The following is a 14,555-nucleotide window of genomic DNA, read 5'->3' as shown; positions in this document are numbered from 1 at the left end:
AAACGCAAATATAAAGCGAAAACCTAAGATAACGAAGTTATTACCCAATTTTGATGATTGATAAAAACAATGCCGAAATAAGCTAGAGTTCTTTATTTGGATCCCAGAATATTTCCTGGAAATGCACCACCTTGTCGTCCTTTACCTCAACTCCTTCGGCTTCGAGCATTTGCTCCATGACCCGAGTACCGGGAAAATGGTGTTTTCCGGTTAGCAAGCCATTCCTGTTGACCACTCTCTGTGCCGGAATATCTTCCATTTTGGAAGCATTATTCATCGCCCACCCCACCATTCTCGAACTCCCGGCTGCACCGAGAAAACGTGCTATAGCTCCGTAACTTGTAACCCTTCCCGGCGGTATCTGCCTCACCACCTCATACACCCGTAAAAAGAATGAATTTTCAGCCATTACTGGGAAAAGATCCTTATGAAGGTGATGACGACCAGGATCAACATCAGGGCAGCCATGAAGTAGTTGGAATATTTCGCGAAATAGGTGCCATCTGCCTCAATTTTTGCGAAGAAAAGCGCGTAAAGGTAAAGTGTGGTAAAAGTGCCAAGGGAAGCCGCGAGTACGAAAGCTGTATTGTTCAGGAGGTGGTATTCTATATCGCCATGTACATTTAGTGCAGCAGCAAGGGCGACAAAGAAAGGAATGGGAAAAATGTTCAACGCTCCTATCATCATACCTTTTAGAATACTTCTAAACCCTGAAGTGGGCGTGACTTCCACCTCTTTTCTCTTGCGCTGCGCCATTAGCAGAAAATAGAACATCATGATCAAAAAGATCACCAGTCCGGCCCGCAGGAGCACATTATTGATATAGGTGTTGTCAAAGATATACCTGGCAAGCATGATCGCAATAGCTGCCTGCAGCAGGACAATAAAAGAGGCCCCAAAGGCCATATAGATCCCGTTCTTTTTACCTCTTTTTACGCAGGTCTTGGCCACGCTCATGTTCACAAGCCCCGGAGGAACTACGCCCAGTAAAGCCGCAAAATAGGTAATAAGGAAAATTTTGGTTTCCTCCAAAGGCGATTATTTTATCCTAAACTGTACGTAAGTTATAGGTTTTCCCTGTTCAAGATACTGTTTTTCGTAAAAAGTCTGTATACCTGTCACTTCTTTTGGGGAGTACTCATTTTTGTACACATTATGGTTTGCCTGTATAACTTCGTGACCTTCCCCATGCAGGAGCCCCAGAGTATAGCCGTGCATGAACTCACTGTCGGTTTTAAGGTTCACAACTCCCGCCGGCTTCAGGATCTTTTTATATTTCTGAAGGAATTCGGAATTGGTCATGCGGTGTTTCGTGCGCTTATACTTGATCTGAGGATCGGGAAAGGTGATCCAGATCTCATCCACCTCATTTTCTGAAAACAAAAGATCAATGAGTTCTATCTGACTCCTCAAAAATGCGACATTTTCGAGCCCTTCTTCCAAAGCGGTTTTGGCTCCCCTCCAAAAACGAGCACCTTTTATATCTATCCCAATAAAGTTCTTTTCGGGATAAGCTTGAGCAAGACCAACGCTGTATTCTCCTTTTCCGCAGCCCAGCTCTAAAACAAGGGGTTTATCATTTTTAAAAAAATCACTACTCCATTTCCCTCTGTATCTAAAACTCCCTTCCAGGACTTCTTCCCTTTGAGGCTGAATCACATTTGAAAAAGACTCATTCTCTCTAAACCTCTTTAACTTATTCTTACTTCCCACCTGAAAATTAATATTTTGGTAAAAATAAATAAAATACCGCACAGCCCTTTCTATTATATTTGTTTTATGCAAAGTAGAAGGATACTGGTTGCCCCAATCAACTGGGGGTTAGGACATGCCACGCGCTGCATTCCGCTTATCAAAAAGCTGGAAGAAAAAGACTTTACTCCCATAATAGCTTCAGATGGAGCAGCACTTCAACTTTTAAAAAAGGAATTTCCACATCTAAAAGCTTTTGAGCTTCCGGCTTATAATATTACCTATACCAGCCGGGGGAGTTTACTCAAGTGGAAGTTCCTCATGGACAGTCCTCATATCCTGAAGAACATCAAAAAAGAAAAGAAAGCCACAAAGCTGCTGGTCGAAAAACTGAATCTCCACGGAATCATTTCCGATAGCCGGTTTGGGGTGAGATATAAGCACCTTCCCAACGTCTTTATCACTCATCAACTCAATGTGCTCTCCGGGAACACCACTTTCCTAAGTAGCAGGATACACCAGCAGTACATTGGGAAGTATGACCAATGTTGGATACCTGATGCTCCTAAAAAACCAAACCTCAGTGGTTTTCTGGGACACCTAAAGAAGGCTCAGGACAATGTTCACTATCTGGGAATTTTGAGTCGCTTTGAAAAAAAGGATCTGCAGATCAAATATGATTATATGGTTCTACTTTCCGGCCCTGAACCCCAACGGAGTCTCCTGGAAAAGATCCTTCTTTCTCATCTCAAGGGCTCAACCAAAAAGATCCTGTTCGTTAGAGGAGTAATTGACGACGATAGCATTCAGAACTTTGCCCCAAATATGGAAGTAAAAAACTACCTTTTTGGAAAGGAACTGGAGCAGGCTCTAAATAGCAGTAAAATTGTCATTGCACGATCCGGTTATACTACTCTGATGGATCTCGCTAAACTCGGAAAAAAAGCTTTTTTTATTCCCACTCCGGGCCAGTTTGAGCAGGAATATCTCGCAGAAAGGATGATGAAATTAGGGTTTGCACCTTACTGTGAACAAAAAAATTTCAATTTGAAAAATCTGGAAACGGCAGAGAATTTTTCCGGATTAAGAGACCCGGGTTTCATTTGTGACTACTCCCGACTTTTTAGCCTTTTTCAGAGTAAATGAGAACTCACTACCAACCCCAAAAGTACTTTCAACGAAAATTTTCTCTTTGTGTGCTTCGAGTAAATGCTTTACTATAGCCAACCCAAGACCTGACCCCCCTTCTTTTCGTGATCCACTTTTGTCGACCCTGTAGAACCTTTCGAACAGCCTCGGAATATGCTGTTTTTGAATACCTTCTCCATTGTCACTTACCCTTATAATGATCTTCCTTTTCGAGTGTTCTTCAATAGATACCTCTGTCGTACCATCATTCTTCCCGTACTTAATGGAATTTACAAGAAGGTTGGTCACTACCTGCTGAATTCTTTCCTTATCGGCTTTTACCCAGACTGGAGCATATGAGGTTTCAAAGAGCAGGCTTATATTCTTTTTAGCTGCTTTCATCTCCAGCAGGTCAAAAACATTCTGGATCAACTCAACAATATCAAAAACTTCCGGTTTAAGCCGTAAATCCCCGGTTTCTAATTTGGTGATCATATCCAGGTCCTGCACTATATACACCAGTCTCTCTACTCCTTTTGCAGCACGGGTGAGATACTGTTTTCGCACTGCCTTATCCTTCATGGCCCCATCCAGGAGGGTCTCAATATAACCCTGCACGGTAAAAAGAGGGGTTTTTAATTCATGGGAAATATTCCCCATGAATTCCTTGCGATAAGAATCCCGCACCTTAAGAGCTTCAATTTCCAGCTTCTTGCCTTCAGCAAATTTTTGCACTTCCTGGGATAAGGTTGCCATGTCTGTTGTGACCTGCTCGGGATTAAGTGGAGTAGCACTCAACATACTTACATTCTCATAGATCTTCTTTATCTTTTTGTAGATGAAGAACTCCACCCTGTATTGAATGATCAAAAAAGCAAAAACAAAACAGCAAAGGGCATAGATCAACAGCGCCCACTCAGAATAAGCATCATGAATTACCAGAAACACAGTTGAAACTGCGGTAAGAAAGAGACTGATATAGATTGAGGTCTTTATCGCAAACTTATATGAGCGTCTAAAAGTTTTTGCCATTATTCTACAAACTTATAGCCCACCCCTTTTATTGTTTGAATCCTTTCGTCTCCTATTTTTTCTCTTAATTTTCTAATGTGAACATCGATTGTACGACCTCCCACCACAACTTCATTCCCCCAAACCCTTTCAAGGATCTCATCCCGCTGAAAAACCCTGCCAGGTTGGGATGCCAGAAGATATAATAGCTCAAATTCCTTTCGGGGCAAGGAGATGGATTCGCCTCCTCTGGTAACTTTGTACTCCTCCCGATTTATCTCGAGATCACCTGCAGTAATAACTTCAGACCTTCTACTGCTATCGTCATTAAGACGCCTTAGTAGAGCCTTTACTTTACTAATAAGTACCTTCGGCTTTATAGGTTTGGTAATATAATCGTCTGCACCTGCATCAAATCCTGCCATCTGAGAGTAATCTTCACCTCTGGCAGTCAAAAACGTAATAAGAGTATTCGCCAGATCGGGATCTTTTCGCATTTGGATACAGGTTTCTATCCCGTCCATCTCGGGCATCATGACATCCAGGATAATTAGTTGCGGGTTGTGCTTTTTGGCAGCTTTTATGGCTTCAAGACCATTTTCGGCGGTGGCCACCTTATAACCTTCGGCTGTTAGGTTGTATCTAATGATCTCAATAATATCCGGTTCATCATCGACTAATAGTATGCAGATGTCATTTTTTTTCATGCTACGATAGCTATTTCAGTAAATTTAGTGTAAAAATATAGATTATAATGAAGTACCAATCGCTCTACACTTTTAGTAACCTTAAGCTAACATTAAGATTACATGGTCGTAATGCAATGGAAAAGAAAAAGATTTGAATGGTCCATTTACTAAAGGTGCCGCTAGAAGAAAAAAACATTTCTGAAAAAATAAAAAAAGGTTGCCTGGCCAAGGCAACCCTTCATACATCTAAATCGACAAAAACTAAGATAATATGAATCTGTCTCAATGCACATTAAGAGGTTCAAAAATGATGTTTTTAAATGTCTTTGATGTAAAGCTAAGTTTACCAAATTTTTAAATTGGCATCAATGCTGATCCGCCGGTTCAAAAAGTCACTTCTTAAGAAAAGGATGTATTATTTTAAAATTCCACCGCTTTTTTCATTTAAAAGATCACAACTCGGATTTTAATTTATTCCAAAACAACTACAGTCATACAAAAGCTTCTGTCATTTCTTCCAGCGACAATTTAGAAGGCCCTCTTCCCGCATAGCTAAAGCAGTTTCTGGATAGTTCTACATTAGTCGACCATCCCTCCCTCTTAATATTAGGATAACCTAGTAGTGATAGTTGTTTAATCTCCAGTTAACCCTGCATTTACATTCCACCTCTTTCTTTGCGCCAGACAATAACCGATAATATGAAGCGATTATTTATTCTATTAATCGCAGTACTAATGACAAATGATGTACTGCACGCCCAAAGCGATACCGCAGGTTCTATTGTGGGTCGTTTGTCCGATTCAGAAATGAATGGCGAACCCTTGCCTTTCGCAAATGTTCTTATTCAAGGCACATCAAAAGGTGCTACTACAGACATGGAAGGCCTTTACTCGATTTCAAATCTTAAACCAGGTATTTATACGGTGGTTTTTAGCTTCGTAGGCTATGAGCCAAGAGAAATTTCAAATGTTGAGGTGATTGCCGGCAAAATCACTGAAATCAATGCTGAACTAGGCGCAAGCGCAGCCAGTCTTGATGAGGTGGTAATATCCACTGTATCCAGAAAAGACTCTGAAGTAGCCCTGCTTCTGGAACAAAAAAGAGCTATTGAAATAAAGGGAAGTATCGGGGCGATAGAATTAGCTAAGCTGGGAGTTTCTGATGCTGCTAAAGCTACCACCCGTATTTCTGGTGTGACCAGCAGTGAAGCATCGGGTGATATCTTTGTTCGGGGCCTGGGAGACCGGTATCTATACACTACCCTTAACGGTCTTCCTATTCCATCAGACGATGTTGAAAGAAAGAACATTGATCTCGGGCTTTTTTCTACAGGAATTATTCAGAGTGTAGCCATAAATAAAACATACTCTTCCAATATTTCGGCAGACCAGGCTTCAGGAAATATAGATATTTCAACAAGGGAATTAGTTGGAGCCAATGAACTGAGTTTTGGAGCAGGTGCGGGAATTAATACAAATGTAGCTCAGAAGGGAGTGTTGGACAATTTTAAGGTCTCTCCTAATATGCAAAATGTTGATTTTGGCTTTTACACCGGAGGGAAGGCTTCAGAATACAAATTGATATACCAGGACTGGAATCCGGCCACCGTAGATTTACCAATAAATTACAAGTACAACTTTACCGCGGGAAAAAGATTTGGTGATAAACTTGAAGTATTGATAACCGGATCTCAGGACGTAGATCATCAGTATACCCAAGGTGTTTTTCGTGAATTCCGCGCCAATTTCGTTACAGATACAATTACAGATGCTTCAGTTTATTCCAAAACCATAAATACTACCGGTTTGGCAACTGTTGCTTATAAATTTGACAAAGGCAACAATCTTAGGGCAAATAGTCTTTTTATTAATAAACTTTCAGACAATGTTTATGAGGGTGGAAGGAATCAGGAGGGTTTTATTTTTGAAGAAACAGATCCCAGTGAAGGCCTCTCTCAGTTCGTAAGGGACCAAAATACAAGGCAAACACGTATTTGGGTAAATCAACTTTTGGGTGAACACAGGCTTGGTGACAAAAACACCCTCGACTGGGCGGCCGGGTTGAATCTGGTGAATGCCGATGAGCCTAATCGTATAAGAAACGAAGTCAATTTTAATGATGATGTGGTTTACCTGGGAGACACAGGTGGGTACCAGCAGAGAAAGAGTTATCAGGAGATCGATGACTATGAATTCAACGGTAGAATTGAGGATCAAATGGAGATTTTTTCAGCCAAAGAAAAGAAGCTTGAAATTAACTTTGGAGGTACATACAGGTACAAAGAAAGAGATTTCATATCCCGTTTCCTCGGATTAGAAGAATTTTCAAACCGCTCCCTGACTCCATCTTCAATAGACAATATTACTGAAGTCTTTACTGAAGAAAACCTTAACAATGGCTCCCTCGAAATCAATAACACACTTCAGCCAGACAGGTACAAGGGAAATTTAGAATCGGCTGCAGGATTTGCAAGTGTGAATTTTGCCTTGAACAACTTGAACATTAATGCCGGAGTACGCTACCAAATGGATGAACTGGACTTGGTGTACAATGTGGGAAATATCCCCGGAAGAACAGGTACATCAAACTTGTCCAATGATAATTTTTATCCTGCTGTCAATCTACGCTATGCCTTAAACAACAGGTCAAACTTAAGATTAGCTGCCAGCAAGACCCTCACCTTACCCGAATTTAAAGAAGTAGCTCCGTTTGAGTATGTTTCCCAAACAGGACAAGTCACAAGAGGTAACCCAGATCTATTGGCATCTACCAATTTCAATCTTGACATTAAATATGAATTCTTCCCGACTTCCGGAGAGCTTTTATCACTCACCGGTTTCTACAAAATGATCGAAGATCCAATCAACAAAGTACAGGACAGAGGTTCTGCAGGTGTTTTCTCTTACTTCAATGCAGGCGAACAGGCCGAGATATATGGCCTGGAACTGGAAACCAGATTAGAAATAATGAGAATGGAAGAAGACGCTGCTTTCGATTTCAACCTTGGATTTAATGCTTCCCGAATGTGGCATTCACAGGACCTGAAGGAATTAAGAAATGAGAACGGACAATTATTACGAACCTTCAGATATAAAGGTTTAACAGAAACCGGTCTGCAAGGTGCATCGGACTGGATCTTTAATGGTTCTTTAAATTTTGTAGTAGGAACAGACTACCCCTTTATGGCCAGTCTTATAGCAAATTATGCATCTGATAAGATCTATGCTCTTGGTGCTCCTGAAAGACAATCGGACAGTGAAAATTTTTACAATGATGCCATTATTGAAAAAGGTTTTGTAACCCTTGATGCAGTGCTAAGCAAAGATTTGGGAGACAATTGGGGAATCAAATTCACAGGAAAAAATCTTTTAAACCCAGTTGTTGAAAGAGTGCAGGATGTAAGGCCTTCTACCACAGGTATAGAAACTACAGAGACTGTTAGGTCCTATACCGGGGGAGCCGTTTTATCACTGGGAATCAACTATAGCTTTTAATCCTAGAACCACCTTTAAAACTTAATTAATTAAAACAGACACAATGAAAAAAATGACCAAAAACTTTGCTGTTCTTTTCTTACTATTCAGCGGCTTGATATTTACAGGTTGTAGTGAGAATGATGATCCAATAATTGATAATCCGCAAGTTGAGAACAATGAACTTAATGGAGAATTGGACGGAAATATGACTCTTAATCCATCTGTAGAATACAAACTTACAGGATCTTTTGAGGTACTGGCCGGTGGCAAGTTAACAATACCCGCAGGAACTAAAATTGTAGCTGATGAGGGTACAGATGTTTATATTGCTGTTCACCAGGATGCCGACATAATTATTACCGGCACTCAGAGCAATCCGGTTGTAATGACATCAGCTAATGGACGGTCCGGCGACTGGGGTGGCCTAGTTATCCTTGGAAATGGTGTCACTACAGAAGGGGTTGATGTAACTGCGGAAGTAGGCGGATTTAAATATGGTGGAACAGACAACGCAGATAATTCAGGAAGCATTGAATATCTTGTTATTGAAGGTGCAGGTGCCCAGATCAATGCCGACTCTCAATACAACGGGTTAAGCCTTTATGCAGTGGGAAGCGGTACTACCATTCGTAATATTGCCATCCTTAACGGCGCCGATGACGGAGTAGAATTTTTTGGAGGAGCTGTATCTGCAACCGAATTGTATCTTGAGAACAATGAAGATGACTCTGTTGACTGGACAGAAGGTTGGAGTGGCACCATCACCAATGTCTATGTACTCCACACCATCGAAGAATTCTCCACAGCGATCGAAGCCGACGGAGTAAATAATGATCCGAAAATAATAAACTTTACTGCTGTTTCCACAACAGGAGGAACTGCGTTACAGTTTAAAAAAGAATCGGGAGCGACTTTTAACGGTCTTTCCTTAAGCGGTTATGATACTTCTGTAGAAATGAGAGATAATGGACCTGTAGCCAATGTTGTTATTGAAAATAACGTAGCTAATCCTGAAACAAATTACACCGTTCCTGCAACAGTTTCTGCAAATTCCTTCACCTGGATCAATAACAGAGGTAGCGTAGCTTCCAACATTCTTCAGGGAACAGTTGAAGGAACAGTGACTTTAGACCCTGCTGTTACTTACAATCTTACCTCGTCTTATATAGTTCAGGATGGAGGGAAACTTGTTATTCCGGCCGGAACGAAGATCGTTGCCAGAGACGGTGGTACAGATGTCTACATCGCTGTTCTTAAAGGTGGAATGATCGACATCCAGGGAACTGAAACAGATCCTGTAGTGATCTCTTCTGCTGAAGGGAATCCCGGAGACTGGGGTGGACTCACTATTGTTGGAGATGCCACTACTACAGAAGGTGTTGATGCAGTAGCTGAAGTTGGCGGATTTGTTTATGGAGGTAATAACGACGCAGATAATTCCGGAAGCATCAAATATCTTGTGATTTCAGGAACCGGAGCTCAAATCAATTCTGAATCCCAGTACAACGGAATTTCCTTTTACGCTGTTGGGTCTGGCACTACTGTAGAAAATGTTGCTGTACTTAGCGGAGCTGATGACGGAGTGGAGTTCTTTGGGGGAACTGTTTCCGCTACAAATCTTTACCTGGAAAATCTTGAAGATGATGCTGTAGACTGGACAGAAGGTTGGAGTGGAACCGTGACCAATGTTTATGTTAACCACACAATCGAGAACTTTTCAACAGCAGTTGAAGCCGACGGTGCTAACAACAATCCAAAGTTGATCAATTTTACTGCAGTATCAACTACAGGTGGTACGGCATTACAATTTAAAAAAGAATCGGGTGCAACTATCACCAACCTATACCTTGAAGGTTATGACACTAATGTTGATATGAGAGATGGAGGTGCACTAACTAACGTACAGATAGACGGAGCCGGTGCAACAGTAGATGCTGCATATAATTTGGGTAGCAAAGTAGAAGTTTCTACCTGGACCTGGTTGGACGCAGAACTGTAATCTTAAAGGATTTGTATTAAATAGCTGATTATCAAAGATGAGGCTACCGGCAACGGTAGCCTTTTCTATTTTATTGCATGAAAATTAACTTTAACTTTTATAAAAGAAAAATTTGGTGCGGTTTTTGAATTTTTATTGTAATTTTGAAATGATACCGTATTGATAATGAAACAACTCTACTTGTACCCCCTTATGATCATTGGCCTGTTGCTCTTTGCAAATCCGGCCTCTGCGCAGGTATCCCCTTCCGAAACTTCTGTAGCTGCTAAAGAAGTTCCAATTGAGGGTCTATCAATATTTCCTAATCCTGCTTCAGGACAAAAGGTGTATATCAATACTAAAGCCGGGAAAGCTAAAAAAGTAGAGATCTATAACGTCCTTGGCAACAACGTACTTTCCGCCCAGTTAACAGGAAATGAGCTTAATATTTCTAATCTTGATCCCGGTGTCTATATTATGAGGATCCAGGAAGGCAAGAGTACTGCCACCCGCAAGCTCGTGGTGAGATAAACATCCCTCTTTTTACGATTATTTTATTCTGTACCTTTGTGCCCTTACAATAATATGCACGAGCCAAAGGATATATTTTCTATTTCCACACCCCGGGACTTTGAACAAAAGGCTCTGCAGGTCTTTAATCACCAGTATCTCAACAATAAAGTCTATAGAAAATTCTGTGAACTACTTCGTTGTGATCCGGCTAAAATAGACCGGGTGGAAAAAATCCCCTTTTTGCCAATCGAATTCTTTAAAACTCAGAAGATTTTGTCTTCTGAGGCTCCTTTCGACACTGTTTTTACTAGCAGTGGTACAACAAGTGCCCAAACGAGCAAACATTTTGTTACAGATCTGGCAATTTATGAGGAAAGTTTCCGCAGAGGCTTCACACATTTCTACGGAAATGTGGAAAATTATGCTGTATTAGCATTGCTCCCATCATATCTTGAGCGGGAAGGATCTTCCCTGATTTATATGGTGCAAGACCTGATAACAAACAGTAACAATCCTGAAAGTGGATTTTACCTCCACGATCTTGATTCTCTTGTGGAGAACTTACTGAGCCTGGAGAAAAGAGGCAAGAAAATACTTCTCATCGGAGTTTCCTTTGCGCTACTGGACCTGGCAGAAAATTTTAAATTAAACCTGAAGCACACCACAGTAATGGAAACCGGGGGCATGAAAGGCCGCCGCAAGGAAATGATACGAACAGAACTTCATGAGGTGCTTAAGAAAGGTTTGGGCGTGGATCACATTCACAGTGAATATGGAATGACAGAATTGTTATCTCAGGCATATGCTCTCAAAAATGGCATTTTTGAATGCCCTCCCTGGATGAAGATCCTAATTCGTGATCCCGAAGATGCTTTGACACTTTTACCTGAAGGGAAATCGGGCGGATTAAACGTCATTGATCTTGCCAATATCAACTCCTGTTCGTTCATTGCCACCCAGGATTTGGGGAAAAATATTGGTGCCGGAAAAACTGAAATTCTGGGCCGTTTCGACCATAGCGACATCAGGGGATGCAACCTGATGGTTTTTTAACAAAAAATATTTTTTGCTCCTGTAAGGAATTGATAATCTGCCGACTTACTTTACGGTTAGATTATGTTTTCATAATTGGTTGGTTAGTTAGATGCCCCCTTCGCCCTCTAAGGCAAGGGGGTTTCTTATTTAATCAACCCTTATAATATAGGTGTTTCTCTTTCCTTTGTTGATGATGACATATTTGTTGTTCAAAAGATCATCATTTGTGATCCTATAATCCTCAGAAACTTTCTCCTTGTTAACAGATATTGAATTTTCTTTTAAAGCTCTTCTTGCCTCGCCATTTGATTTTAGAAAGTCAGTTTTTGCTGAAAGTGCTGCGATCATATCCAGCCCGGCTTCAACCTCTTCACGAGCAACTGTCGCCTGAGGAACCCCTTCAAAGACATCTAGAAATGTTGCTTCGTTAAGATTCTTAAGGTCTTGAGCAGTACTCTTTCCGAAGAGGACTTCTGAAGCTTTCACAGCATTATCAAATTCTTCCTGCGAATGAACCATTACAGTTAATTCCTCGGCAAGCTTACGCTGCAGCTGCCTAAGGTGTGGCGCATCTCTATGTTCTCCAACCAGGCCTTCTATTTCCTCTTTTGAGAGGAAGGTAAAGATCTTGATGAATCTCTCGGCATCTTCGTCGCTTGTATTGAGCCAGTACTGGTAAAACTTGTAAGGTGAAGTACGTTCGGGATCCAACCAGATGTTGCCCGATTCCGTTTTCCCAAACTTAGTACCATCTGCTTTGGTGACCAGGGGACAGGTAAGCGCATAGCCTTTCCCATCTCCTATTCTGCGGATAAGCTCGGTTCCTGTGGTGATATTTCCCCACTGGTCACTTCCGCCCATTTGAAGGGTACAATCGAGTTCCCTGTACAAATGCAGAAAATCGTATCCCTGCACAAGTTGATAGGTAAATTCGGTAAAAGACATACCTTCGGAAGCATCTGAAGACAATCGCTTCTTTACGCTGTCTTTTGACATCATATAATTAACTGTGATGTGCTTTCCAACATCCCTGATGAATTCAAGAAAGGAGAAATTCTTCATCCAGTCATAATTGTTCACCAGGATAGCAGCATTATCTTCATCGCTCTCAAAATCCAAAAACTTCGAAAGTTGAGCCTTAAGCGCGTTCTGGTTATGTAAAAGAGTAGCTTCAGTAAGTAAATTGCGTTCATTGGATTTCCCTGAAGGATCTCCGATCATTCCGGTGGCACCTCCAACCAACGCAACAGGACGATGACCTGCCTGTTGAAAATGCTTCAGCATCATAACTCCTACCAGGTGACCTATATGCAAAGAATCGGCGGTGGGATCGATCCCAACGTAAGCAGATCGCAGACCTTCAAGCAGGTGCTCCTCTGTGCCGGGCATAACATCATGTATCATCCCTCTCCAGCTCAATTCTTCTACAAAATTCTTGTTCATGATAATTTTTTTGACGTAAAACAGCCGTAAAGATACCATTTACCTTCATTTTTCCTAAGTGCTTTTGGTTATATTTACCCCATGATATTAGTAACGGGAGGCACCGGTTTAGTGGGTTCACATTTGTTACTTGACCTTGCAAAAACAGGTAAAAAGGTCAAGGCTATTTACCGGACTGAAGAAAGTCTTAAGGGTGTCAAAAAGGTGTTTTCCTACACAAATTCTCAGGAAAAAGTACAGCGGCTTTTAAACCACATAGAATGGATAAAGGCAGATATCACCGACATTCCTTCTCTGGTCAATCCTTTTGAGGGGGTGCGACAGGTTTACCATTGTGCAGCAATGGTAAACTTTGATAACTCCCAAGATTCTCAATTGCGAAAGGTAAATATAGAAGGAACTGCAAATATCGTGAACTATTGTATAAAGCACAGAGTTGAAAAACTTGTACATGTAAGTTCAATAGCAACCTTTGACGAAAAGCCCGGTGAGAAAGAAATCACGGAATCGTCTTTCTGGAACAAGGAGCTGGATCATAATATGTATGCCATCACAAAGTATGGAGCAGAAATGGAAGTGTGGCGCGCAAGTCAGGAAGGGATTCCTGTTGTCATTGTTAACCCCGGAGTTATTCTGGGCCCCGGATTTTGGAATGACGGCAGCGGCAAGATCTTTAAAAGAGTGAATTCTGGCCTTGATTATTACTTCCCAAAAACGACCGGATTTGTTGGAGTGTGGGATGTGGTCAAAGCTATGATGGAGCTAATGAACTCCCCAGTCAAAAATGAGGAATATATCCTGGTTTCTGAAAATCTCTCATTCCGGGGAATTTTTAATCTGACTGCTCAAAACCTCAACAAACAGGCCCCTTCCAAAAGGTTAAAAAAGTGGATGATCTTTACAGGCTGGATGTGGCAGGAAATTTCCGCCCTGTTCACCCGAAAAGAAAGACATCTGGACAGCAGGTCCCAAAAAAGCCTTTATGATCACTCTTTTTATTCTTCCGAAAAATTCGAAAGGGAAATGAATTACCGATTTGAACCGATCTCAGAAGCTATTGAAAAGACAGCTGAAGCTTTTAAGAAAGATCTACAGCAATAATAGAATAACTACTGCATTGAAACAGGAGTAGGCAAACTCTTTTCCATACGTAGAGGCACCAGGGAATCCTTTCTTATTCTTTTGGGCGGAATTGAATCTCCACGTGGTTTTTCCCGCAGTGAATCCCGTTTTAATTGCTCCATTTCCCTTATGGAGTCGTATTCTTCAACCAGGGTTTCCAATCTTGCTTTTACACTGTCATAGATCCGCCTGTACTGTTTGTAGTTCTGTGCGTAGTAATCGTTACTTTGAACAAGTTGTAGACTATCGATCCCGTATTTCTCAGTAAGGTAAGGATAGGGATCAATACCTTTTTCCTCCATTTGAGCTTTATTATAACTCCTTGCCCCGTGCAACAGGGAAATTTCGGTGAGCACATCGATCATCTTTTCTTCGGGGATAAGATCATCAGGTTTAGGGGTACGGTTAATATCCTGACAGGAGATCAGCAAATAAAGTGCAGAAATAAGCATCAGGAACTTGTACAT

At 41.3% G+C, this 14,555-nt stretch carries 13 protein-coding genes; 6 read left to right on the top strand and 7 right to left on the bottom strand.

From position 1 onward, the window contains the following. Positions 1-82: 82 nt before the first annotated feature. From ACXYMT_RS03905 to trmB, 3 genes are read right to left on the bottom strand one after another with little or no spacing between them, the layout of a single operon-like run. Complete coding sequence (locus ACXYMT_RS03905) at positions 83-409, bottom strand: MGMT family protein (protein WP_459057785.1); 327 nt, start codon at positions 407-409, stop codon at positions 83-85. Continuing rightward, on the bottom strand, positions 409-1,032 hold the full coding sequence (locus ACXYMT_RS03900; protein ID WP_459057784.1) for a LysE family translocator: 624 nt from the start codon (positions 1,030-1,032) through the stop codon (positions 409-411). The genes ACXYMT_RS03905 and ACXYMT_RS03900 overlap by 1 nt, the downstream gene beginning before the upstream one ends. 6 nt (positions 1,033-1,038) lie before the next feature. After that, complete coding sequence (gene trmB, locus ACXYMT_RS03895; RefSeq protein WP_459057783.1) at positions 1,039-1,713, bottom strand: tRNA (guanosine(46)-N7)-methyltransferase TrmB; 675 nt, start codon at positions 1,711-1,713, stop codon at positions 1,039-1,041. Between the two features lie 66 nt (positions 1,714-1,779). On the opposite strand from trmB, the gene ACXYMT_RS03890 reads away from it, so the two are divergent. Then, entirely contained in the window at positions 1,780-2,838 is a 1,059-nt protein-coding gene (locus ACXYMT_RS03890) for a glycosyltransferase (RefSeq protein WP_459057782.1), read from the top strand. Here the strand turns inward: ACXYMT_RS03890 and ACXYMT_RS03885 are convergent. Then, positions 2,776-3,852, bottom strand: a complete 1,077-nt coding sequence (locus tag ACXYMT_RS03885) for a sensor histidine kinase (protein WP_459057781.1) — start codon at positions 3,850-3,852, stop codon at positions 2,776-2,778. The genes ACXYMT_RS03890 and ACXYMT_RS03885 overlap by 63 nt on opposite strands. Next, positions 3,852-4,538, bottom strand: a complete 687-nt coding sequence (locus ACXYMT_RS03880) for a response regulator transcription factor (RefSeq protein ID WP_459057780.1) — start codon at positions 4,536-4,538, stop codon at positions 3,852-3,854. The genes ACXYMT_RS03885 and ACXYMT_RS03880 overlap by 1 nt, the downstream gene beginning before the upstream one ends. Before the next feature lie 681 nt (positions 4,539-5,219). On the opposite strand from ACXYMT_RS03880, the gene ACXYMT_RS03875 reads away from it, so the two are divergent. The 4 genes from ACXYMT_RS03875 (at position 5,220) to ACXYMT_RS03860 (ending at position 11,541) form a co-directional block, all read left to right on the top strand. After that, entirely contained in the window at positions 5,220-8,015 is a 2,796-nt protein-coding gene (locus ACXYMT_RS03875) for a TonB-dependent receptor (RefSeq protein ID WP_459057779.1), read from the top strand. 43 nt (positions 8,016-8,058) lie between these two features. Continuing rightward, on the top strand, positions 8,059-9,996 hold the full coding sequence (locus tag ACXYMT_RS03870) for a hypothetical protein (protein ID WP_459057778.1): 1,938 nt from the start codon (positions 8,059-8,061) through the stop codon (positions 9,994-9,996). 165 nt (positions 9,997-10,161) lie between these two features. Next, complete coding sequence (locus tag ACXYMT_RS03865) at positions 10,162-10,506, top strand: T9SS type A sorting domain-containing protein (protein ID WP_459057776.1); 345 nt, start codon at positions 10,162-10,164, stop codon at positions 10,504-10,506. A gap of 54 nt (positions 10,507-10,560) precedes the next feature. Then, positions 10,561-11,541, top strand: a complete 981-nt coding sequence (locus ACXYMT_RS03860; protein ID WP_459057775.1) for a LuxE/PaaK family acyltransferase — start codon at positions 10,561-10,563, stop codon at positions 11,539-11,541. Positions 11,542-11,670: 129 nt separating this feature from the next. Here ACXYMT_RS03860 and tyrS read toward each other — a convergent pair whose 3' ends face one another. Then, a complete protein-coding gene (tyrS, locus tag ACXYMT_RS03855; RefSeq protein ID WP_459057774.1) occupies positions 11,671-12,966 on the bottom strand; it encodes a tyrosine--tRNA ligase in 1,296 nt (431 codons plus the stop codon). A gap of 81 nt (positions 12,967-13,047) precedes the next feature. On the opposite strand from tyrS, the gene ACXYMT_RS03850 reads away from it, so the two are divergent. Continuing rightward, complete coding sequence (locus tag ACXYMT_RS03850; RefSeq protein WP_459057773.1) at positions 13,048-14,067, top strand: NAD-dependent epimerase/dehydratase family protein; 1,020 nt, start codon at positions 13,048-13,050, stop codon at positions 14,065-14,067. Positions 14,068-14,075: 8 nt separating this feature from the next. Here the strand turns inward: ACXYMT_RS03850 and ACXYMT_RS03845 are convergent, their stop codons facing one another. Continuing rightward, the gene (locus tag ACXYMT_RS03845) at positions 14,076-14,555 is read right to left on the bottom strand and encodes a DUF4296 domain-containing protein (RefSeq protein WP_459057772.1); all 480 of its coding nucleotides are present in this window, start codon (positions 14,553-14,555) and stop codon (positions 14,076-14,078) included.

This window comes from Salinimicrobium sp. CAU 1759, from assembly GCF_054482715.1.
This window is presented reverse-complemented; position numbering and strand designations above follow the sequence as displayed.

What these genes read in the sequence shown, in the direction of transcription:
- ACXYMT_RS03905 (WP_459057785.1), bottom strand. Translation starts at nt 409, where the DNA reads ATGGCTGAAAATTCATTCTTTTTACGGGTGTATGAGGTGGTGAGGCAG.
- ACXYMT_RS03890 (WP_459057782.1), top strand. Translation starts at nt 1,780, where the DNA reads ATGCAAAGTAGAAGGATACTGGTTGCCCCAATCAACTGGGGGTTAGGA.
- ACXYMT_RS03885 (WP_459057781.1), bottom strand. Translation starts at nt 3,852, where the DNA reads ATGGCAAAAACTTTTAGACGCTCATATAAGTTTGCGATAAAGACCTCA.
- ACXYMT_RS03880 (WP_459057780.1), bottom strand. Translation starts at nt 4,538, where the DNA reads ATGAAAAAAAATGACATCTGCATACTATTAGTCGATGATGAACCGGAT.
- ACXYMT_RS03875 (WP_459057779.1), top strand. Translation starts at nt 5,220, where the DNA reads ATGAAGCGATTATTTATTCTATTAATCGCAGTACTAATGACAAATGAT.
- ACXYMT_RS03870 (WP_459057778.1), top strand. Translation starts at nt 8,059, where the DNA reads ATGAAAAAAATGACCAAAAACTTTGCTGTTCTTTTCTTACTATTCAGC.
- ACXYMT_RS03865 (WP_459057776.1), top strand. Translation starts at nt 10,162, where the DNA reads ATGAAACAACTCTACTTGTACCCCCTTATGATCATTGGCCTGTTGCTC.
- ACXYMT_RS03860 (WP_459057775.1), top strand. Translation starts at nt 10,561, where the DNA reads ATGCACGAGCCAAAGGATATATTTTCTATTTCCACACCCCGGGACTTT.
- tyrS (WP_459057774.1), bottom strand. Translation starts at nt 12,966, where the DNA reads ATGAACAAGAATTTTGTAGAAGAATTGAGCTGGAGAGGGATGATACAT.
- ACXYMT_RS03850 (WP_459057773.1), top strand. Translation starts at nt 13,048, where the DNA reads ATGATATTAGTAACGGGAGGCACCGGTTTAGTGGGTTCACATTTGTTA.
- ACXYMT_RS03845 (WP_459057772.1), bottom strand. Translation starts at nt 14,555, where the DNA reads ATGTACAAGTTCCTGATGCTTATTTCTGCACTTTATTTGCTGATCTCC.